The organism is Microbacterium longlingense, assembly GCF_058349825.2.
This window is the reverse complement of record NZ_JBYRJA020000011.1, coordinates 56,174-76,766: the sequence shown is the minus strand read 5'-3', so window position 1 is coordinate 76,766 and position 20,593 is coordinate 56,174. Positions and strand designations below refer to the sequence as shown.

Here is a 20,593-nt window from a genome sequence, read left to right as displayed (position 1 = left end):
CGTCCGCCTCGGTCATGCTGTCTAAAACATTTCGGGGTACGAAATAGTTTCAGAACGATGACATCAACGACGATGGAAGGGGACCGATGATGGTCTATCGAAGAGGGCGCGTGCTCGCGATCACGGGCATCGCCGCAGCTGCGCTGGCGCTCAGCGCCTGCGGAGGCAGCCAGCCGGGACAGGCCGAGGGCGGGAGCGTCACCGCGTGGGCGCCCAGCGGCGGAGTGCATCAGCAGCTGTGGACGGACAGCTTCGCGCGCTGGGACGCGGCGCACGACGACGCGTCAGCGAAGGTCGAGTTCTTCGCCAACGACGCGCTGAAGGAGCGGATCCGGACGTCCATCGGGGCGGGAACCGACCCGACGCTGATCTTCAACTGGGCGGGCGGGACCCTCCAGGAGTACGTCGACAACGGCAGCGTCCTTCCCCTCACGGACGGCGTCGCTGACGTGATCGATCGGGTGCTGCCGTCGGTCGCGCAGCCCGGCATCATCGACGGAGAGGTCTACGCGATCCCCAACGCGCAGAGCCAGCCGGTGCTGCTCTACGCCAACCAGAAGCTGTTCGACCAGGTCGGGCTGGGCGTCCCCGCCACGTGGGACGAGCTGCTCGCCGCCGTCGCGGTCTTCGCCGAGAACGACATCACGCCGTTCGCCGTGGCGGGGCAGTCGCGCTGGCCGTATCTCATGTGGATCCAGTACCTCACCGATCGCATCGGCGGACCGGAGGTCTTCCAGGCCGTCCTCGACGGGGAAGACGGCGCCTGGTCTGACCCGGCGATCATCTCGGCGCTCGAGCACATCCAGGAGCTCGTCGAAGCGGGTGGCTTCGGCACCGGTTACGGCTCGGTCGCCGCCGATGCGAATGCCGACATCGCCCTGGTGTACACCGGCCGGGCCGCGATGGTGCTGCAGGGCAGCTGGGTCTACTCGAGCTTCAAGAGCGACGCCGCGGACCTCGTCGCGGCGGGCGACCTGATCGTCGCCGGATTCCCCGCTGTCGCCGGCGGCGCCGGTGACCCGGCGAACATCGTCGGCAACCCGTCGAACTATTGGTCAGTGTCCGCCAACGCCAGCCCGGCGCAGTCCGCTGCCGCGATCGACTACCTCAACGACGCCGTCTGGGACGAGGAGTACGCCGACGCGCTCATCAGAGGCGGCGGGGTGCCGCCGATCGCGGGCATCGAGGACAACCTCGCCGCGCAGGAGGACGCCGCCTTCCTCACGCTGGCCTACGGCCTGGTCCGAGACGCGCCGCACTTCCAGCTGTCCTGGGATCAGGCCCTCCCGCCGAGCCAGGCGCAGGAGCTGCTGACGAACCTCGAGCAGATCTTCCTGATGCAGAAGACGCCCCAGGCCTTCGCCGAGGCGATGAACGCGACCATCGGCCGATGATGTCCTCGACCGTTCTGACCGGTGCGGCGGCCCGCCGCCGCACCGGTTCGATCGCCTGGATGGCGGCCCCCGCGCTCGCCCTGTTCGGCGTCTTCGCTCTGCTGCCGCTGTTCGGCGTCATCGTGCTCAGCTTCATGCAGTGGGACGGCCTCGGTGCGCCGACCTGGACGGGTATCGGCAACTGGACGCGGGTGCTCGCGGACCCCGTGACGCACAACGCGCTGTGGCTGTCGCTGCTCGTGGTGGTGCTGGCGTGGCTCATCCAGGCGCCGGTGAGCCTGCTCCTCGGCGTCTTCATGGCGGGCACGCAGCGGTATCGTGCGCTGCTGTCGGTGCTCTTCTTCCTGCCGCTGCTGTTCTCCTCCGCCGCGATCGCGATCGCCTTCCGCTCTCTGCTCGACCCGAACTTCGGTCTCGGGCCGGCGACCGGAATCCCCTGGCTCCGGCAGGACTGGCTCGGCGACCCCGGGCTGGCCCTCGGCGTCGTGGTGTTCGTCATCGCCTGGTCGTTCATCCCGTTCCACTCGCTGCTCTACCAGGCCGGGGTGCGGCAGATCCCCGTCTCGCTCTATGAGGCGGCGCGCCTGGACGGCGCTGGGCGCGTGGCGACGTTCTTCCACATCACCCTGCCGCAGCTGCGGTACACGATCGTCACGAGCTCGACCCTCATCCTGGTCGGATCGCTCACCTACTTCGACCTCGTCTACGTGCTCACCCAGGGCGGCCCGGGCATCGCGACACGCATCCTGCCGCTGCACATGTATCTGGCGGGCTTCCGCAGTTTCGACATGGGCGCGGCCTCGGTGAGCGCCGTGATCCTGGTGGTCGTCGGGCTCACCATCTCGCTGGTGCTCAACCGTGTGACCAAGACCGACCAGATGGACTCGCAACAGGAGGGGCTGTGAAGAAGACCGCGGGGCAACGCCCCAACATCATCGGCGGCGTCCTCTCGTGGGCGTGGCTCATCATCGTGCTGCTGCCGATCTATTTCATCCTGGTGACGAGCCTGCGCAGGCCAGCGGACTTCTACGTCGAGAATCCCCTGGCGCTGCCCGGCAGCCCGACCATCGACGCCTACGCCCTGGTGCTGCAGAACGACTTTCTGAGGTACTTCGGCAACAGCATGATCGTGACCATCGTGACGGTCGCGATCGTCCTCATCGCGTGCGTGATGGCCTCCTACGTGATCGTGCGGTCGACATCGCGGTTCGCGCGGCGCAGCTTCGATCTGTTCCTCATCGGCATCGCGATCCCGATGCAGGCGACGATCATCCCGGTGTACTACCTGATCGTGCGGCTCGGCCTCTATGACACCCTCTGGGCGCTCATCCTCCCCTCGGCCGCGTTCGCGATCCCGATCACCGTGCTGATCCTGGTGAACTTCATGCGCGACATCCCCGCATCGCTCTACGAGTCGATGAAGATGGACGGTGCGAGCGAGTGGGCGATCCTGTGGCGCCTCGTGCTGCCGCTCTCGCGGCCCGCGCTGGTCACCGTCGGCATCTACGATGCGCTCAACGTCTGGAACGGCTTCCTGTTCCCCCTCGTGCTCACCCAGAGCGCCGAGAACCGCGTGATCCCGCTGTCGCTGTGGAGCTATCAGGGCGAGTTCACCACGAACATCCCCGCGGTGCTCGCCGCGGTCGTGCTCTCCGTCCTGCCGCTGCTCGCGGTGTACATCATCGGCCGCCGCCAGCTCGTCGCCGGCCTGACCGCGGGGTTCGGAAAGTGACGCCGGCGTCGGGCGCGCGACCGCCGGAGGGGGGCAACCAGGGCGCCGTCCTCCACGGCATCGGCGACATCCGCATCGAGGATCGCTCGGTGCAGCCCCCTGGCCCGGGGGAGGTCCTCGTCGCCGTGCACGCGGTCGGCGTCTGCGGGTCGGACGTGCACTACTTCGAGCACGGCCGGATCGGCGACTTCGTCGTCGAGCAGCCCCTGGTCCTCGGCCATGAGGCGAGCGGCGTCGTCGAGGCCGTCGGCGCGGGCGTCGACGGCCGGCGCGTCGGCGAGCTGGTCGCCCTCGAGCCCGGCATCCCGTGCCGTCGGTGCGGGGAGTGCACGTCCGGGCGGTACAACCTCTGCCCGCAGATCCGCTTCTTCGCGACGCCTCCGATCGACGGCGCCTTCGTCCGTCGCCTCATCACCGACGCGGACTTCGCGCACCCCGCGCCCGCCGGCATGACGGCGGAATCCGCCGCGATGGCCGAGCCCGTCTCGGTCGGCGTCTGGGCGTCGCAGAAGGGCGAGATCGCGCCGGGCGCGCGCGTGCTGGTGACCGGAGCCGGGCCGATCGGTCTCATCTGCGCGCAGACGGCCCGCGCGTACGGGGCATCGAGCGTCGAGGTCAGCGACATCAACGAGCACCGGCTCGCCGCCGCGACGTCGCTCGGCCTTGACGCCTTCGACGCACGGGAGCGGCGAACGAACGAGGTGGATGTGCTCATCGAGTGCTCCGGCGCCGCGGCCGCGCTCGCCGCAGCGGTGCCGCGGGTGGCGCGGGCCGGCCGCATCGTCTCCGTCGGCATGGGCGCGGACACGTTCTCGATCGACCTCGGCCTGCTGCAGGGCCGGGAGATCCGGGTCACCGGCACGTTCCGCTACGCGGGTACCTACCCGCGCGCGCTCGCCCTCATCGCCAGCGGCGCGGTCCAGGTCGCCCCGCTCATCACCGGCCGGTTCGGGCTCGCCGAGACCGAACAGGCGCTCACCGCGGCGCAGCGCGACCCGCGCGCCCTGAAGTCCGTCGTGCTGCCCTGGCAGTGACGGCGGCACCATCCCCTGACCAACATCTGAGAGAGGGCAGCATCCATGACAACCCTGCACGTCGCCATGACGGGAACCGACTCCGGGCCCGGTACCGCGGCAGCGCCGCTACGCACCATCGACGCCGCAGCGCAGATCGCGCAGCCGGGCGACACCGTCGTGGTCCATGAGGGGGAGTACCGGGAGTGGGTGAGCCCGCGCCTCGGCGGCACGAGCGAAGCCCGCCGCATCACCTATTGCGCCGCCGACGGCGAGCACGTGGTGATCAAGGGCTCGGAGATCGCCACCGGGTGGGAAGCGCTGGGCGGGGGAGTCTGGCGCCTTGTCGTGGCGAATCCGGTGTTCGGCGACTGGAACCCCTACGCGGAAGAGATCGCCGGTGACTGGGTGGTCTCACCGCCGGGCGCCGCTCGCAAGCACCTGGGCGAGGTCTATCTGAACGGGCGCAGTCTGTTCGAGGTGGCGACCCGCGATGAGCTCACGCCCGCGGTGTATCCGACCGAGGCCTTCGACCAGTGGACCGGCAGGACCGTGCCGATCCCCGATCCCGATCAGGCCCGCTATCGGTGGACCGCCACCGTCGCCGAGGGGGAGACGACGATCCTGGCCAACTTCCAGGACGCCGATCCCAACGCGGAGCTCGTGGAGATCAACGTGCGCCGATCGGTGTTCTGGCCCCGTGAGCACCACATCGGCTACATCACCGTGCGTGGCTTCGAGCTCGCGCACGCGGCAAGCTCCTGGGCGCCCCCGACCGCCGATCAGCCCGGCCTCATCGGGCCGAACTGGGCGAAGGGCTGGATCATCGAGGACAACGTGATCCACGACGCCAAGTGCTCGGCGATCTCGCTCGGCAAGGAAGCCTCGACGGGGCACAACCTCGCGTCCCGCCTCGGCGACAAACCCGGCTATCAGTACCAGCTGGAGTCGGTCTTCCTGGCGCGGGCGCTCGGGTGGGATCGAGAGCTCGTGGGGTCGCACATCGTCCGGAGGAACACGATCTACGACTGCGGTCAGAACGGCATCGTCGGTCACCTGGGCTGCGCGTTCTCCACCATCGAGGAGAACCACATCTACAACATCGCGGTGAAGCGCGAGTTCTATGGATACGAGATCGCCGGGATCAAGCTGCACGCAGCGATCGACGTGCAGATCGTGCGGAACCGCATCCACGACTGCTCGCTCGGAATCTGGCTCGACTGGCAGACCCAGGGCGCCCGGGTGTCGCGGAACGTCTTCTACCGCAACGCCAGGGACATCTTCATCGAGGTGAGCCACGGACCCTTCATCGTCGACCACAACGTGTTCGCCTCCGCCGCGTCGATCGAGTCGTTCAGTCAGGGGGGTGCGTACATCGGCAACCTCGTCGCCGGCACCGTGCGACTCGAGCCGGTCATGGACCGTGCCACCCCGTATCACGTCCCGCATTCGACGCACGTCTCGGGCTACGCCCTCATCCACGGCGGCGACGACCGCGTCATCGGCAACATCTTCCTCGGCGGGAACGCCGCGGCAGCATACGGCCCGCATGCCGAAGGCGCTTCGACACCGGGATACGGCACCGCGGGCTACGACGCCCACCCGCCGTCGTGGGATGCGTACGCCCGGCTTCTCGAGCAGGCGCAGCCCGGCGACCACCAGCGCTTCATCGAGGTGCCGCAGCCGGTGTACATCCGCTCGAACGTCTACGGCAACGGGGCGGCGGCGTATCGGCACGAGAGTGACCCCACCGTGCTCGCCGGTGCGGCGGCGATCAGGATCGTGGAGGATGGCGACGCCGTGCATCTCGAGGCGACCCTGCCGGCGGACCTCGACGATGCCGTCCTCGTCCCGGTCCGCGGAGAGGACCTGCCGCGCGTGCGCCTCGTCGGAGCGGACTACGAGGAGCCGGACGGGCGCCCCGCCGTCATCGACGTCGACCTGATCGGCGAGCGTCGTCACGGCCACCAGGCTCCGGGGCCGATCGCCCGGCTGCGCTCGGGAACGTCCCGGACGCGGATCTGGTGAGCGCGGGGGTCGGTGCGGCCGGGGCCGCACCGACCCCTACCGGACAGGTTCTCCGGAGAGCCGGTCGAGCAGGTCCTGGACGACAAGATCCGCGGCGCCGATCATGAGCAGGTCGTCGCCGAGGTCCGCGGTCGCCAGCGTGACCCCGGAACGGAACATCGCGGGTGCGCCGTCGCGCACGAGGGAGCGCAGCTCCTCCGGCGCCGCGCTCATCAGCGCCGCGAGGAATCCCCCCAGGATCACCCGCCCGGGATTGAAGACGTCGATGATCGTGCCGAGGGCTCCGGCGAGGGCGGCCTGCTGATCCGCCACCAGGTGCTGCACGGCCGGGTTGTGCTGCGCGGCGGGAAGCGCATCGTGCAGCCGGGCTCCCGCGCCGGACGGGAGGCCGAGTGCGTGGAGCAGATCCCGCTGCGTCACGACGTCCTCGAGGTGTCGGCCCGGCGCGCCGCCCACGGGCATGTGCCCGAACTCGCCCGCGAAGCCGTCGGCGCCGCCGTACAGCACACCGTCGACGATGATGCCGCCGCCGATGCCGGACGCACCGCCGTTGAGGTAGATCAGGTGACGGACGTCTCTGCCGGCACCGAACGTCGCCTCGGCGCGGGCGCCGAGGCTGGCGTCGTTGGCGATCAGCACCGGGAGACCGCCCGCACCGGCGCGGATCATCTCGGCGAACGGCACGTCCTGCCACCGGAGGTGCGGGGCGAGCTGGACGATCCCCTCCGCGGCCCGGACGAGGCCCGGGACGGCGACGCCGATGCCCAGCGGGCGTGCGGTGGGGTGTGCGCGGCGGAGCTCGTCGAGCAGGTCGCAGGCGATCCGGGCAGCGTGGGCCGGGCGGGGCGGAGCGTCGAGCCCTGTTCTCCTCCGGCTGAGGACGGAACCGCCGATCGCGACGAGCCCGACCTCGATCCCGTCGACCTCCGGGTGCACGGCCACCGCGACCGCATCGGGGTGAGGGCGCACGAGGAGACTGGGGCGGCCGACGCCCTCGTTCGTCGTCGGCTCCTGCTCGATGACGAGGCCGCGGGCGGCGAGCTCCGCGACGAGCGAGCCGATCGTGGAGCGATTGAGCCCGGTCTGACGGGTCAGCTCCGCACGGGAGCGCCCGTCGTGGTCGTGGATGAGCCCGAGCACTCCGGCGAGGTTGGCCGCGCGCATGCGTTCGATGCCGAGGGGGGTGGCGGCGGGGCGGCGTGGCATGCGATTCATGCTATTCGCCTGTTGTCAGGACCCGGCCCCGGCGATATGTTGGGTCTCGCAACAATTCATCGACGACGCTGAGAGCGGGCACCCATGGACTACCTCCCCACCAAGAACGACAGATTCTCCTTCGGCCTCTGGACGATCGGATGGACCGGGACCGACCCGTTCGGCGGGAACACCCGGCCGCCGCTCGACGTCGTCGAGGGCGTCGAGAAGCTCGCCGAGCTCGGTGCGTCCGGTCTCACCTTCCACGACGACGACCTGTTCGCGTTCGGCTCGACCGACGCTGAGCGCCAGCATCAGATCGATCGGCTCACCCGGGCGCTCGCCGACACCGGCATCACGGTCCCGATGGTGACCACCAACCTCTTCTCTGCCCCGGTCTTCAAAGACGGCGGCTTCACGGCCAACGATCGCCGCGTCCGCCGCTATGCATTGCGCAAGGTCCTGCGCAACATCGATCTCGCCGCCGAGCTCGGCGCGAAGACCTTCGTCATGTGGGGCGGCAGGGAGGGCGCGGAGTACGACTCGGCGAAGGACATCCAGCAGGCGCTCAAGCGCTACCGCGAAGCGATCAACTTTCTGGGGGACTACGTCCTGGACAAGGGCTACGACATCCGCTTCGCGATCGAGCCGAAGCCCAACGAGCCGCGCGGGGACATCCTGCTGCCGACCCTCGGGCACGCGATGGCCTTCATCGCCACGCTCGACCGCCCCGAGCTGGTCGGACTCAACCCGGAGGTCGGTCACGAGCAGATGGCTGGGCTGAACTTCACCGCCGGCATCGCTCAGGCGCTCGAGCACGGCAAGCTCTATCACATCGATCTCAACGGGCAGCGTGGCATCAAGTACGACCAGGACCTCGTCTTCGCGCATGGCGACCTCCACAACGCGTTCTCGCTCGTCGACCTGCTCGAGCACGGCTCGCCCGACGGCGGCGCCGCATACGACGGCCCGCTGCACTTCGACTACAAGCCGTCCCGCACCGAGAGCTTCGACGGCGTCTGGGAGTCTGTCACGGCGAACATGCGCAACTATCTGATCCTCCGGGAGCGTGCGCGCTCCTTCCGTGCAGACCCCGAGGTGCAGGAGGCGCTCGCCGCGGCTCGGGTGGGCGAGCTCGCCACCCCCACCCTCCACGACGCGGAGACGGCCGAACAGCTCGTCGCCGACCGTTCGGCCTGGGAGGACTTCGACCCGTCTGCCTACTTCGGCGGCAACGGGGCCGGGTTCGTGCGGCTGCAGCAGCTGGCCACCGAGCACCTGCTCGGCGTACGCTGACCACTCGCCGGGGCCGCGGCCCGGAAAGGACATGAGATGACGCTCGTCGCTGGAATCGACTCGTCGACCCAATCGTGCAAGGTCGTCGTGCGCGACCGGGCGACGGGCGACGTGGTCCGCGTCGGGGTGGCCGGCCACCCCGACGGCACCGCCGTCCATCCCGACGTCTGGTGGGATGCGCTGCTGGCGGCCGTGGCCGATGCCGGCGGGCTCGACGATGTCGCCGCGGTCTCCGTCAGTGCCCAGCAGCACGGCATGGTCGCGCTCGGCCGCGACGGCCGGCCGGTCCATGACGCTCTCCTCTGGAACGACACGCGTTCTGCGGCTGCCGCCGCCGCGCTCGTCGCGGACGTCGGGGCCGCTGCGTTCGCCGAACGCGTGGGCGTCGTGCCCGTGGCGTCCTTCACGATCACGAAGCTTCGCTGGCTGGCCGATGCGCACCCGTCCCTCGCTGCCGATGTCGCCGCCGTCGCCCTCCCGCACGACTGGCTCACCTGGCGGCTGCGCGGGTTCGGGCCAGATGCGCCGGCGCTCTCGGAGCTCACCACCGACCATTCGGACGCCTCGGGCACCGGCTACGCGACCGTGAGCGGCGAGTGGGACCGCGCGCTGCTCTCGACCGCGCTCCGGCGCGATGCCGGCGAGGTCGTGCTGCCCCGTCTGCTGCCCGCCGGGTCGAGAGCGGGCGTGACAGCACCGCATCCGGGGATTCCCGCCGGCCTGATCGTCGGGTGCGGCTGCGGCGACAACGCCGGCGCTGCCCTCGGAGTCGGGGCGCAGGAGGGCGATGTCATCGTCTCGCTCGGCACCTCCGGGGTCGTCACCGCCGTGTCCGAGACGTTCCGCCCGGACCCGAGCGGCGTCGTCGCGGGGTTCGCCGATGCCTCGGGTCGCCGCCTCCCCCTGGTCGCCACGCTGAACGCGGCGCGCGTGCTCGACGTCGCGGCGCGGCTGCTGGCGGTGTCACACGATGAACTGGGGGCGCTCGCGCTGGCCGCGCCCCCCGGTTCTGGCGGCCTCGTGCTTCGTCCGTACTTCGCGGGCGAGCGCACCCCGAACCTGCCGGATGCGACCGCGACGCTCTTCGGCATGACCAACGCCTCGACGACGCGCGAGTGTTTCGCGCGCGCCGCCGTGGAGGGAATGATCTGCGGACTCGCCGACGGGCTCGACGCCCTGATCGCTCTCGGCGTCTCGCCCCGGAGCGTCCTGCTGATCGGAGGAGCCGCCCAGAATCCGGCCGTCCAGACGATCGCGGCGGAGGTGTTCCCTGTCCCGGTGCGGATCCCCACCCCCGGCGAGTACGTCGCCGCGGGGGCTGCCGTGCAGGCCGCCTGGGCCCTGACGGGCGAACGGCCGGCGTGGCGGACGGCCTCGGTGACGGTGGCGGCCCCGCCGCAGCCGTCGATCCGCGCGGCGTATGCCGCCACCCCGCAGCAGGTCTGAGTCGCGTGCGCGCGGTGCCGCGTTCGGGATGCGCGCGCTCGCGGCCGCTGCCGGGTTCGGCTTGTCTGCGGGATGCCGCCCGGCACGCCATCGGACCGGACGGCATCCCGCAGAACTCTTGATCCGCGCCGATACGGCGGGCTACTTGCGCTTGCTCAGCAGCGACTGTCCTTCGGTCGCCTTCTCACGTTTGGCTGCGCGCTTCTCCTTCAAGCTCAGCGACGCAGGCTTCTTCGCGGCCTTCTGGCCCTTGTCCTTCGACATTGCACCTCCCTTCTCAAGAGGCTCGATGCACGAACCCCCGACCATAGCCCAGAACGGGGAATACTCAAGTCGGGAGGCCGGCGCACCGGAACGGCCCCGCCCAGGGGCGCGCGAACCGAGCGGCGGATGCCGTCGAGGCCGGCGCACGGGGGAGGGGCGGGGCGGACACGGGGCCACCGCCGCCGGCCCTCACCGGGGCAAAGCAAAACCCCCGCCATGTAGAAGCTAGGCGAGGGTTTCTGGGACCGTTGTAACGACGGTCCGTGTGGCTCCGACCGGCATCGATCCGGTGACCTTTCGATTTTCAGTCGAACGCTCTACCAACTGAGCTACAGAGCCGCGCGACCGGCGAACCTGTCGCGTCCGATACGAAAGGCCTTCTCGAAAGAAGGCCCGTCGCTTGGAGCGACCCTGACGGGACTTGAACCCGCGACCTCCGCCGTGACAGGGCGGCACGCTAACCAACTGCGCTACAGGGCCAGAACTTTTCAATTATATCGGATGAGTGACCCCAACGGGATTCGAACCCGTGCTACCGCCGTGAAAGGGCGGCGTCCTAGGCCGCTAAACGATGGGGCCGCAGGTCAACCCAGGGGTTTCCCATGCCGACGCTCAAGCATAAGCGACCCCGCGGCGAAAAAGCGAATCGAGGTCATCGGTCGTGCATCCCGGGCGCGTCGAGGCGGCGTCCAGGATGCACGACCGACCGGGCGCCGACACCCGTCTGGCGGAGGACCCGGTCACGTCAGAAGTCCGAAGTGGCGCAGTTCCGCCTCGTCCAGCATCCGCGACCGGATGAGGAAGCGTTTGCCCGTCGGCCCTTCGACGCTGAACCCGGCGCCCCGGCCCTCCACAGCGTCGATCGTGAGATGCGTGTGCTTCCAGTACTCGAACTGGGCCTCCGACATGTACACCTCGATGGGGGCGTCGAGGCCGACATCGAGCGCGCCGAGAAGAACATCGCTCGGCCCGGTCAGGAACATCCCGATCGGGTAGCACATCGGGGAAGACCCATCGCAGCACCCGCCGGATTGATGGATCATCAGGGGGCCGTGCTGCGCGGTGAGCTCCCGCAAGAGCTGCGCCGCGTCGTCGCTCACATCGACGCGGCTGAAGGTCGCCTCGGACATATCGTCCTCCTCGTCCGGCGGCCCGGTCGCCGAGGAGGGGGATCCTCGGCGACCGGGCGGTCAGTGTCGTTCCGAGCGGATGCTCAGAAGAAGCCCATCGGCCCTTCGGCGTAGGACACCAGCAGGTTCTTGGTCTGCTGGTAGTGATCGAGCATCTTCAGGTGGTTCTCGCGACCGATGCCCGACTGCTTGTAGCCGCCGAATGCGGCGTGGGCGGGGTACTGGTGGTAGGTGTTCGTCCAGACCCGGCCGGCTTCGATCGCCCGTCCCGCGCGGTAGGCGGTGTCGATGTTGCGGCTCCACACCCCCGCACCCAGGCCGTAGAGGGTGTCGTTGGCGATCTCGATCGCCTGGTCGAAATCGTTGAACGAGGCCACGGACAGCACCGGCCCGAAGATCTCCTCCTGGAAGATGCGCATGTCATTGGTGCCCTCGAACACCGTCGGGGTGATGTAATAGCCCTCGCTCAGGTCGCCGCCCAGGTCGGCGCGCTCCCCGCCGCACAGCAGCTTCGCGCCGCCCTGCTTGCCGATGTCGATGTAGGACAGGATCTTCTCGAGCTGATCGTTGGAGGCCTGCGCGCCGATCATCGTCGCGACGTCGAGGGGGTTGCCCTGCACGATCTTCGCGACCCGCTCCAGGCCGTCCGCCAGGAAGGAGTCGAAGATCGAACTCTGGATGAGCGCCCGCGACGGGCACGTGCACACCTCGCCCTGGTTGAGGGCGAACATCGCGAAGCCTTCCTTCGCCTTCTCGTAGAAGGCGTCCTGGCTCTGCGCGACATCGGCGAAGAAGATGTTGGGGCTCTTCCCGCCGAGCTCGAGCGTGACCGGGATGATGTTCTGCGAGGCGTACTGCATGATCAGGCGGCCCGTCGTGGTCTCGCCGGTGAAGGCGACCTTGCGGATGCGCTTGTGCGAGGCCAGCGGCGCGCCCGCCTCGATGCCGAAGCCGTTGACGATGTTCACGACGCCCGGCGGGAGAAGATCGCCGATGATCTCGAACAGGAACAGGATCGACGCCGGCGTCTGCTCTGCGGGCTTGAGCACGACGCAGTTGCCCGCGGCGAGGGCGGGAGCGAGCTTCCACGTCGCCATCAGGATCGGGAAGTTCCACGGGATGATCTGGCCGACCACGCCCAGCGGCTCGTGGAAGTGGTAGGCCACCGTGTTCTCGTCGATCTGGCTGATGCCGCCCTCCTGCGCCCGCAGCACGCCGGCGAAGTAGCGGAAGTGGTCGATCGCGAGCGGGATGTCTGCGGCGAGCGTCTCGCGCACCGGCTTGCCGTTCTCCCAGGTCTCGGCCACGGCGAGCGACTCGAGGTTCTGCTCCATGCGGTCGGCGATGCGGTTGAGGATGTTCGCGCGTTCGGTGGGGGAGGTCTTCTTCCACGAAGCGAAGGCCTGCCACCCGGACTCGACCGCGCGGTCGATGTCCTCTGCGGTGCCGCGGGCGATTTCGGTGAACGGCTTTCCCGTGACCGGCGTGATGTTCTCGAAGTACTGGCCCTTGACCGGCTCGACGAAGTCTCCGTCGATGTAGTGGCCGTAGCGCGGCCGGAATTCGGCGATGGCTCCCGGCTGTCCGGGGGCTGCATACACATGTGTCATCTGCGTCTCCTTCGACATGCCGCGGCCTCGTCGCCCGGCGGCTGATGTGCTCCGCACGCTACGCCCCGCAACGTTGCAGCCCGGTGCGCAACGTTGCAACGGGTTGCGCACGAGCCGGCCGCGGTGAGGCGCGAAGAACCCGCGTCCCGAACTCAGGAGGAAAAGCGGGCGGAGGGCCCCGGCACGGCATATTCGGGGGCTGGTCTCGGAACTGCCTGAGTTGGGGGTGGCGGACGGGGCGGCAGGCGGCGGGGCGGGGGCGGGGTCAGCCGGCCGCGATCTTCTCGATGCGGCTGACCAGCACGGCACGCTTCGGCGACCGGGCCGGCAGCATGCCCAGGCACAGGTGCAATACCTCGGGGTCGTCCGCACCCTCGGGGATCTCGGCGTACGCGAGCAGCACGTCAACGCTCGCCTCGGCGAGCATCGCCTCGCGCAGGGCGGAGCGCACGGTCTCCCGGAACTCCTCCACTCCGGGTGCGGTGGAATCGGGCAGCACGGGTCCCGGGTACGCCGTGAGCGCCACGCGGTGCGCGCCGCGCTCGAGCAACGACAGGAGGTCTTCCGCGTCGGTGCCGAGCGGTGCGGTCAGCCGGTACGGTCGCGACTCCGGCACGAGCGCCGTCGCTCCGCGCTGCTGCAGCACCCGACGGAGCCGCACCATCTCGGGCCGCAGCGTGTCTGGTGATGCGCCGTCACCGTATACCAGCTCAGCCAGGCGCTCCGCCGACAGCCCCTGGCGGTGCACCGCGAGCATGAGCAGGATCTCAGCGTGCCGGGCGCTGAGATCGATCACGGTCTCCTGTGCGTCGCCCACGAGCTCGAGCCGCGCTCGGTCGCGGCCGAGCACGCGCAGCGTCGCAACGGTCGGTGAGCGCCGTCGCCTGTGCCGCGCGGCGGGGGCGTCGGCCCGGGCGCGCAGCCGGGCCACCAGCAGCTCCGACTCGACGGCGCGCGCGGTGGCGTCCACCAGCATCCGCGCCTGGGACGTTGCTGCTTCCGGGCCACCGGTCACGTCGATCACACCCAGGATGCGGCGGGTCTCCGGATCGTGCACGGGCGCGGCGGTGCACGACCACGGGTGCACCAGGCGGTTGTAATGCTCTGCGCCGTGGATCTGCACGGTCGTGTCGAGTTCGAGGGCGGTGCCGGGCGCCGTGGTCCCCACGACGTGCTCCGACCAGTTCGCTCCCGACACGAACCCCATGTCGGTGGTGAGGGAACGCAGGCTGGTATCGCCCTCCACCCACAGCAGCCGCCCGGCCTGATCCCCGACGGCCACCACGACCCCGGAGTCCTCCGCGGCGCCGGGCAGCAGCAGTGCCCGGATCATGTCCATCGCGCTCGCCAGCGGATGCGCGCGCCGGTAGGTCTCGAGCTCATCGGCGACGAGGTCGGCGGAGGGAGCGCCCTCCGCGCGGACACGCCGTCGCCAGGATCGCTCCCAGGACGCCCGCACGAGCGGACGGACCTGCGCCAGGCGGTGATCGCCGAGATTTCCGGCGATCAGCTCTTCATGTGCGCGCTCGACGAGCAGACGGGATGTCTCAGGGGAGCCACCCCGGGAGGGGGACCACGGACCGGTGGGGGGCCGATCTTCTCCGGTCCACGCTGACGGAGGCATCTCACCAGTGTAGGGAGGTCGTACGCCCACCGATATGGGAAAACGGACCGGACGGGTCCACTTTCAAGGTGAACTTGATAGTGTATCGCGGGGTGGGCCGAGCGCCCGCCTCTGACCCGCCCCGAGCATGGCCGTCTGGAGGATCGATGACCGTCGACGACTGCGGCTGCGCCCCGACACCAGATGAGCGTCGCGCGTTCCGCTCAGGACGCGTCTCGCGTCGCACCGCCCTCGGGCTCGGCATCGCCGGAGCCGCCGCGATCGGACTGATCGGCGCTGCCGGATCAGCGCCGGCCTTCGCCGCCGACTATCCCTCGTGGGACGACGTGCAGGCCGCCAAGGCGAATGAGGCCGCGAAGTCGAGCGAGATCGGTCGTATTCAGGGACTCATCCAGGGGCTCCAGCAGCGTGTCAGCGAGACGCGGGCCGCGGCCAAGGTCGCCGCCGACGAGTTCTTCGAGGCGCAGCAGGCCTTCTTCCAGGCGGCGCGCCGGGCGGATGAGATCCAGCAGCGCGCCGACGACGAGGCCGCGCGGGCGGAGGACGCCGCCCGGAAGGCCGGTCAGGTCGCCGCCCAGATGTCGCGCGTCGGGGGCGACAACACCTCCCTGGAGCTGTTCTTCTCCGAATCGGCACAGGATGCCGACGGGCTGCTTCAGCGCCTCGGTGAGATGGACCGCCTCCTCGCCCGTAATGATTCGACATATCAGGAAGCCCTCGCGGCGCGCGATTCGGCACAGCTGCTGAGCGACCAGGCCGTGGTCGCGCGCGATGAGCGCGACCGCCTCCAGCGCGAGGCCGAGGACAAGATGGTCAAGGCGCAGGCGGCGGCCAACGCCGCTCAGGCCGCCCTCGACGAGCAGAACGAGCATCTCATCGTGCTCGAAGCGCAGCTGGCCGCGCTCAAGGACGAGACGACCCGGACGATCGCCGATTACGAGGCGGGTGTCGCTGAGCGCAAACGCCAGGAGGAGGAGCGCAAGCGCCGCGAACGCGAGGCTGCCGAGGCCGCCGCGGCGGCCGCCGAGGCGGCCCGGGAAGCTGCCGCGTCCGGGGGCGGCGGGGGCGGCTCCTCGTCCGGTGGCGGCGGGGGCGGGTCGTCGTCCGGTGGTGGCGGCGGCGGGGGCGGCGTCGTCTCGTCGGGATGGGCTCGGCCGCATGGCGGTTCCATCTCCAGCGGCTACGGCCCGCGGATTCCCGACTGCGATTCCTGGGGATGCTCGTCGAGCTTCCACGAGGGCACCGACCTCGCCAACGGATGCTGGGCCCCGATCTATGCTGCCGCGTCCGGAACCGTCGACGCCGCTTTCTACAACGGCGGCTACGGCAACTACATCCGCATCCAGCACGGCAACGGCATCGCCACCGGCTACGCGCACATCTCCGATGGCGGTTACAACGTCAGCTCCGGTCAGTGGGTGCAGGCCGGGCAGGTCATCGCCTATGCCGGCAACACCGGTGGATCGTTCGGCTGCCACCTCCACTTCGAGGTCTATGTGTGGGGCGGCACCACCAACCCGGTCCCGTTCATGGCCGACCGCGGCGTCTACCTCTGAACCGCTGAGCCGGCCCGTGCGTGCGGCGTTCCGCCGTGAGTTCCTGGCGCCTGCTCGGCGCCGATCCAGCCCAGACCCGGGCGCCCGGAACGCAGCGGGCTCCCGGTTCCGCAGAACCGGGAGCCCGCTGTCTGGTCTCAGTGCGCGTTCGGCTTGAAGCGCGCGATGGCCTCGTCGAGGATCCGCTGCGCCTCGGCGGCCCCGGCCCAGGCGTCGACCTTGACCCACTTGCCGGGCTCGAGGTCCTTGTAGTGCTCGAAGAAGTGCGCGATCTCCTTCTGGGTGTACTCCGGGATGTCATCGATGTCCTGGATGTGCTGCCAGCGCGGGTCCTTGGACAGGACGGCCACCAGCTTGTCATCGCCGCCCGCCTCGTCGCTCATCTTGAGCACGGCCACCGGGCGGACGTTCACCACGACACCCGGGTAGATCGCGTGGTCGAGCAGCACCAGCACGTCGAGCGGGTCGCCGTCCTCGCCGAGCGTGTTGTCGAAGTAGCCGTAGTCGGCGGGGTAGCCGAACGTCGTGTAGAGCACGCGGTCGAGGTGGACTCGACCCGTCTCGTGATCGACTTCGTACTTCACGCGGCTGCCGCGCGGGATCTCGATGACGGCGTCGTGTGCGCCCATGCGTGTGCTCCTCAGACAGAAAGGGTCGGATGCCGCGGATAAGCCTACTCGGACCCGCCCGGCCCCGATGGCGCCGCCGGCGTCATCCGGCGCTTCACGGCTCGGGCAGCCAGACGCATACGACCGAGTCGTCGGTCTGCTCCTCGGGGAGGAAGCCGGTGATCCGCCACCCGGCCGGCTGCTGGAACGGGTAGGGCTGCAGGGGGCTGTAGAGCTTCTCGCCGGTGGCGCTGGTCTCCGGGGCATCCGGCGCGGGCGCAACCCTGCCCTGGGCCGTCGCGCGTACGCCTTCGGTGTACACCTTCACCGGGCAGTAACCGCCCCACCCCGCCCCGTCGGCCGTCATCGGCCAGGAGCCGTCGCCGGTTCCGTCTCCGACGACGACGATCTCGCGCACCCGGCTCATCGTCCCGGACACCGCACAGGGTTCGTGGTGCTCGAGGGAGCTGCGCATCACCTCGTGCACGCGGAATCCGGTCGGCATCGGGTCCAGTTCGGCAGCCGCGTCGCCGCAGCGGGCCTCGGTCGCGATCGGATGCGGGATCTGCTGGGGCCGCATCGGGTCATCGGGCTGAGCGAGCCAGATGAACCAGGTGGTCGCGATGCCGTTGCCGGACTCCGCTGTGAGGGGGACGGCGGCGTCCTCGCGTCCGTCTCCGTTCGCATCGGCGTACACGGCCCGGCCGACGGTGAAGCGGGCCGTGTCATCGGAGGAGGGGTCGTGTGCTTCCCCCGTGCCGCCAGACAACGACACCGGGTAACGCTCTCCGAGCGTGTCCCAGATCCAGGTCTGCTCGCCGAAGTCGACGTCACGGATCGTGCGGGTGCCGTCCGCCGTCGGCGACGGGGCGGGGGCGTCCGAAGGCGCGGTCGGGACGGGGATCGCCGTATCGCCGGTGCAACCGGTCAGCACGACGGCGAGCGCGGCCGCCGCGGCGGCGAGAACGGCCCGAACCCTCATGTTCCGAGGCTAGCGGCGTCGCCGCGGCGTTCCCAGGGCACGTCGCGTGCCCCGGGGCGGATAGCGTGGAGGAATGCCTGCGCTCTCGCCCGCCGTCGCCGAGGTCCGTCGAGCCGTGCGGGGTGCTCTCGAGCAACGGGACGACGCCACCGTGATCGTCGCGCTCTCCGGGGGCCCTGACTCGCTTGCGCTCGCCGCGGCCGTCGCGTTCGAGGCCCCGCGCGCGGGGGTCGCCGCTCAGGCTGTGGTCATCGATCACGGCTTGCAGACCGGTTCGGACGCGGTCGCCGCGCGCGCGGCGGATCAGGCCAGGGCGCTGGGCCTCGATGCCCGCGTGATCGCGGTGAACGTCGACCGGCAGCACAGCGACGGCCCGGAGGCGGCCGCCCGGGAGGCGCGGTACCGTGCCCTGCGGCAGGCCGCGGCCGACGCCGGAGCGGACGCCGTGCTGCTCGGCCATACTCTCGACGATCAGGCGGAGACCGTGTTGCTCGGCCTGTCCCGGGGATCGGGAGCCGGGAGCCTGCAGGGGATGGCGCCGGTGCGCGTCGACGAGGATGTGCGGTGGTTGCGTCCGCTGCTGGCGGTGCGCCGGGCGACCACGCACGAGGCGTGCGCAGCATCGGGGCTGGAGGCCTGGACCGACCCGCACAATCGAGACGACCGCTACGCGCGCGTTCGCGTGCGCGAGACGGTGCTGCCCGTTCTCGAGGCGGAGGTCGGCCCCGGCGTGGCCGAGGCGCTGGCGCGCACGGCCGAGCAGCTGCGTGAGGACGCCGCGGCGTTCGACGAGATGATCCAGGAGACGATCGAGGACATCGTCGAACCGGCCGAGGCGGGAATCGCCGTGAGCGTCGCCGCCCTCGCCGCCAACCCCGCGGCTCTGCGGCACCGCATCATCCGGTTCGTCGTCGACAGCGAGTTCGGGGTGAGTCTCACCCGCGTGCAGACGCTTGAGGTGGCCAGGCTCGCCGTCGACTGGTCCGGGCAGGGCCCGATCGACCTGCCCGGCTGCACGGCGCGCCGCGAGGGCGGCCTGGTCGTCTTCACCGCCCGCGCCTCCTCCTGACCTCCTGGCTTCCGGAGCCCGGCACCTCTCGGCCCGGACGACGATCCCGTACTCAGGCAGAATCGGCGGCTGGCCGCCGGCGGCCCCGCCATTCTGCGGCAGCCGCCCGCGCAGCGCGCACTGTGCCTGAGTACGGGAAAGCGCCGGCGGGCGTACCGCGCCGTAAACGGCCGAGCGCCGGGCGGAGAATGCTCCGCCCGGCGCTCGGTGAAATCAGATCAGCGCTTGCCGCCGAACAGGCCCCCCAGGAGGTCTCCGATGCCTCCGCCGGAGGAGCTGTTGGACGAACCGGAGCCGCCGCCGAGGAGACCGCCGAGAAGGTCGCCGATGCCGCCGCCCAGGCCGCCACCAGACGCGTTGCCGTTGCCGCCGCCGAGGAGACCGCCGATGAGGTCGCCGATGCCGCCGCCCGAGCTCGGGGTGCTCTTCTGCTGGCCGGCCAGCAGGCCCATGATGACCGGCGCGATGATGGGCAGGAGCTTGCCGAAGTCGATGCCCGCGGTCTTGGGCTCGTTGGTGAGTGTGTCGACGACCGTCGTCGACTGGTCTCCGAGCACGTGCTTGACGATCTTCGCGCCGTCCTCGGCGTCGATGTCGTCGACGCTCGTCGCGCCGGAGAAGCCGCCGTGCTTCCCCAGCGCCTTCTCGATCGCCGCGGAGCCCTCCGCGGTCTGGGCGTTCTGGGCCAGGCCGCCGAGCAGGACGGCGCCGCCCTCTTGCACCGCCTGGCGGGCGGTGTCTGCGTCGACACCGAAGCGCTGCGCGATGTCATCGACCGGGACGAGCTTCAGGATGTCGTCGATGTTCATGGATTCTCCCCTCACCGGGCGCGAGCCCGCCGTGCGACGCCGGTGCGCGTTCGCACCGCTCACAATACTGCGCGCACCGGTGCCTGCAGAGGGCTTTTGCGCGGATCGGCACGTCACCGCGGTCGCGGATTCGGCAGGGGGATGCGTCTTCTACAATCGATCCATGCGCGCCGCGGATATCCAGGACGACCTCGCACACATCCTCGTGACAGAGGAGGAGATCCTCGCGAAGCTCGACGAGCTCGCCGCCCGCGTCGCGGTGGACTATGCGGGCAAGGATCTCGTGCTCGTCGGAGTGCTCAAGGGCGCGGTCATGGTGATGGCTGATTTCGCCCGCGCACTGCCGATCCACGCACCGATGGACTGGATGGCGGTCTCGAGCTACGGGGCGAGCACCAAGTCGAGCGGTGTGGTGCAGATCCGAAAAGACCTCGACACCGACATCAGCGGCAAGCACGTGCTGATCGTCGAGGACATCATCGACTCCGGCCTGACGCTCAGCTGGCTGCTGGACAACTTCGCGTCGCGCGGCGCCGAGTCGATCGAAGTGCTCGCGCTGCTGCGCAAGCCAGAAGCGGCGAAGGTGCACATCGACTGCCGCTATGTCGGCTTCGACATCCCGGCGGACTTCGTCGTCGGCTACGGCCTCGACTACGCGGAGCGCTATCGCAACCTGCGCGACGTCGCCGTGCTCGCACCCCACGTGTACTCCTGACACGTGCGCTCCGGAGGGCGGGGAGATCGTCCCTCTTCCGGGTGACCAGCGTCACTTTGCGCGGCTTCGGACACCGTCGGGTACGCCGTCGGCGGAATCCCAGCGCGGGCAAAGAGGGCCGCG

At 70.0% G+C, this 20,593-nt stretch carries 18 protein-coding genes and 3 tRNA genes; 10 read left to right on the top strand and 11 right to left on the bottom strand.

Annotated elements, in window-relative coordinates:
- Positions 1 to 86 precede the first annotated feature (86 nt).
- From AC3RXY_RS14250 to AC3RXY_RS14230, 5 genes are read left to right on the top strand one after another with little or no spacing between them, the layout of a single operon-like run.
- Complete coding sequence (locus AC3RXY_RS14250) at positions 87 to 1,394, top strand: extracellular solute-binding protein (protein ID WP_491511577.1); 1,308 nt, start codon at positions 87 to 89, stop codon at positions 1,392 to 1,394.
- Positions 1,394 to 2,299, top strand: coding sequence for a carbohydrate ABC transporter permease (locus tag AC3RXY_RS14245; protein WP_491511587.1), 906 nt, complete (start codon positions 1,394 to 1,396; stop codon positions 2,297 to 2,299). Before AC3RXY_RS14250 ends, AC3RXY_RS14245 begins: the two co-directional genes overlap by 1 nt.
- A complete protein-coding gene (locus AC3RXY_RS14240; protein ID WP_491511576.1) occupies positions 2,296 to 3,126 on the top strand; it encodes a carbohydrate ABC transporter permease in 831 nt (276 codons plus the stop codon). Before AC3RXY_RS14245 ends, AC3RXY_RS14240 begins: the two co-directional genes overlap by 4 nt.
- Positions 3,123 to 4,160, top strand: a complete 1,038-nt coding sequence (locus AC3RXY_RS14235; RefSeq protein ID WP_491511575.1) for an NAD(P)-dependent alcohol dehydrogenase — start codon at positions 3,123 to 3,125, stop codon at positions 4,158 to 4,160. Before AC3RXY_RS14240 ends, AC3RXY_RS14235 begins: the two co-directional genes overlap by 4 nt.
- 45 nt (positions 4,161 to 4,205) lie before the next feature.
- The gene (locus AC3RXY_RS14230; RefSeq protein ID WP_491511574.1) at positions 4,206 to 6,167 is read left to right on the top strand and encodes a right-handed parallel beta-helix repeat-containing protein; all 1,962 of its coding nucleotides are present in this window, start codon (positions 4,206 to 4,208) and stop codon (positions 6,165 to 6,167) included.
- Positions 6,168 to 6,203: 36 nt separating this feature from the next.
- Here the strand turns inward: AC3RXY_RS14230 and AC3RXY_RS14225 are convergent, their stop codons facing one another.
- Positions 6,204 to 7,373: an ROK family transcriptional regulator gene (locus AC3RXY_RS14225; protein ID WP_491511573.1), complete on the bottom strand. Its 1,170-nt coding sequence runs from the start codon at positions 7,371 to 7,373 to the stop codon at positions 6,204 to 6,206.
- Between the two features lie 93 nt (positions 7,374 to 7,466).
- Between AC3RXY_RS14225 and xylA the strand changes: the two genes are divergently transcribed.
- Together xylA and AC3RXY_RS14215 are read left to right on the top strand one after the other, a co-directional pair.
- Positions 7,467 to 8,657, top strand: a complete 1,191-nt coding sequence (gene xylA / locus AC3RXY_RS14220; RefSeq protein WP_491511572.1) for a xylose isomerase — start codon at positions 7,467 to 7,469, stop codon at positions 8,655 to 8,657.
- Positions 8,658 to 8,693: 36 nt separating this feature from the next.
- On the top strand, positions 8,694 to 10,103 hold the full coding sequence (locus tag AC3RXY_RS14215; RefSeq protein WP_491511571.1) for an FGGY family carbohydrate kinase: 1,410 nt from the start codon (positions 8,694 to 8,696) through the stop codon (positions 10,101 to 10,103).
- A gap of 141 nt (positions 10,104 to 10,244) precedes the next feature.
- On the opposite strand, the gene AC3RXY_RS14210 is transcribed toward AC3RXY_RS14215, so the two are convergent.
- The 7 genes from AC3RXY_RS14210 to AC3RXY_RS14180 form a co-directional block, all read right to left on the bottom strand.
- On the bottom strand, positions 10,245 to 10,367 hold the full coding sequence (locus tag AC3RXY_RS14210; RefSeq protein ID WP_491511570.1) for a hypothetical protein: 123 nt from the start codon (positions 10,365 to 10,367) through the stop codon (positions 10,245 to 10,247).
- 266 nt (positions 10,368 to 10,633) lie between these two features.
- A tRNA-Phe gene (locus AC3RXY_RS14205) sits at positions 10,634 to 10,706 on the bottom strand.
- Between the two features lie 67 nt (positions 10,707 to 10,773).
- A tRNA-Asp gene (locus tag AC3RXY_RS14200) sits at positions 10,774 to 10,847 on the bottom strand.
- A 26-nt stretch (positions 10,848 to 10,873) separates the two neighbouring features.
- Positions 10,874 to 10,946 (bottom strand) — tRNA-Glu (locus tag AC3RXY_RS14195).
- 161 nt (positions 10,947 to 11,107) lie between these two features.
- Positions 11,108 to 11,497, bottom strand: a complete 390-nt coding sequence (locus tag AC3RXY_RS14190) for a DUF779 domain-containing protein (protein ID WP_491511569.1) — start codon at positions 11,495 to 11,497, stop codon at positions 11,108 to 11,110.
- A gap of 83 nt (positions 11,498 to 11,580) precedes the next feature.
- Positions 11,581 to 13,107, bottom strand: coding sequence for an acetaldehyde dehydrogenase ExaC (gene exaC, locus AC3RXY_RS14185; protein ID WP_491511568.1), 1,527 nt, complete (start codon positions 13,105 to 13,107; stop codon positions 11,581 to 11,583).
- A gap of 265 nt (positions 13,108 to 13,372) precedes the next feature.
- Positions 13,373 to 14,731, bottom strand: coding sequence for a GAF domain-containing protein (locus AC3RXY_RS14180; protein ID WP_491511567.1), 1,359 nt, complete (start codon positions 14,729 to 14,731; stop codon positions 13,373 to 13,375).
- 146 nt (positions 14,732 to 14,877) lie between these two features.
- On the opposite strand from AC3RXY_RS14180, the gene AC3RXY_RS14175 reads away from it, so the two are divergent.
- A complete protein-coding gene (locus tag AC3RXY_RS14175) occupies positions 14,878 to 16,287 on the top strand; it encodes a peptidoglycan DD-metalloendopeptidase family protein (RefSeq protein WP_491511566.1) in 1,410 nt (469 codons plus the stop codon).
- A gap of 137 nt (positions 16,288 to 16,424) precedes the next feature.
- Here AC3RXY_RS14175 and ppa read toward each other — a convergent pair whose 3' ends face one another.
- The gene (gene ppa, locus AC3RXY_RS14170) at positions 16,425 to 16,916 is read right to left on the bottom strand and encodes an inorganic diphosphatase (RefSeq protein ID WP_491511565.1); all 492 of its coding nucleotides are present in this window, start codon (positions 16,914 to 16,916) and stop codon (positions 16,425 to 16,427) included.
- Between the two features lie 94 nt (positions 16,917 to 17,010).
- Positions 17,011 to 17,877, bottom strand: coding sequence for a hypothetical protein (locus AC3RXY_RS14165; RefSeq protein ID WP_491511564.1), 867 nt, complete (start codon positions 17,875 to 17,877; stop codon positions 17,011 to 17,013).
- Positions 17,878 to 17,950: 73 nt separating this feature from the next.
- Here AC3RXY_RS14165 and tilS point away from each other — a divergent pair, with 73 nt between their 5' ends.
- Complete coding sequence (tilS, locus tag AC3RXY_RS14160; RefSeq protein WP_491511563.1) at positions 17,951 to 18,946, top strand: tRNA lysidine(34) synthetase TilS; 996 nt, start codon at positions 17,951 to 17,953, stop codon at positions 18,944 to 18,946.
- Between the two features lie 218 nt (positions 18,947 to 19,164).
- Here tilS and AC3RXY_RS14155 read toward each other — a convergent pair whose 3' ends face one another.
- Complete coding sequence (locus AC3RXY_RS14155) at positions 19,165 to 19,755, bottom strand: DUF937 domain-containing protein (RefSeq protein ID WP_491511562.1); 591 nt, start codon at positions 19,753 to 19,755, stop codon at positions 19,165 to 19,167.
- A 163-nt stretch (positions 19,756 to 19,918) separates the two neighbouring features.
- On the opposite strand from AC3RXY_RS14155, the gene hpt reads away from it, so the two are divergent.
- On the top strand, positions 19,919 to 20,470 hold the full coding sequence (gene hpt, locus AC3RXY_RS14150; RefSeq protein WP_491511561.1) for a hypoxanthine phosphoribosyltransferase: 552 nt from the start codon (positions 19,919 to 19,921) through the stop codon (positions 20,468 to 20,470).
- Positions 20,471 to 20,593: the final 123 nt, after the last annotated feature.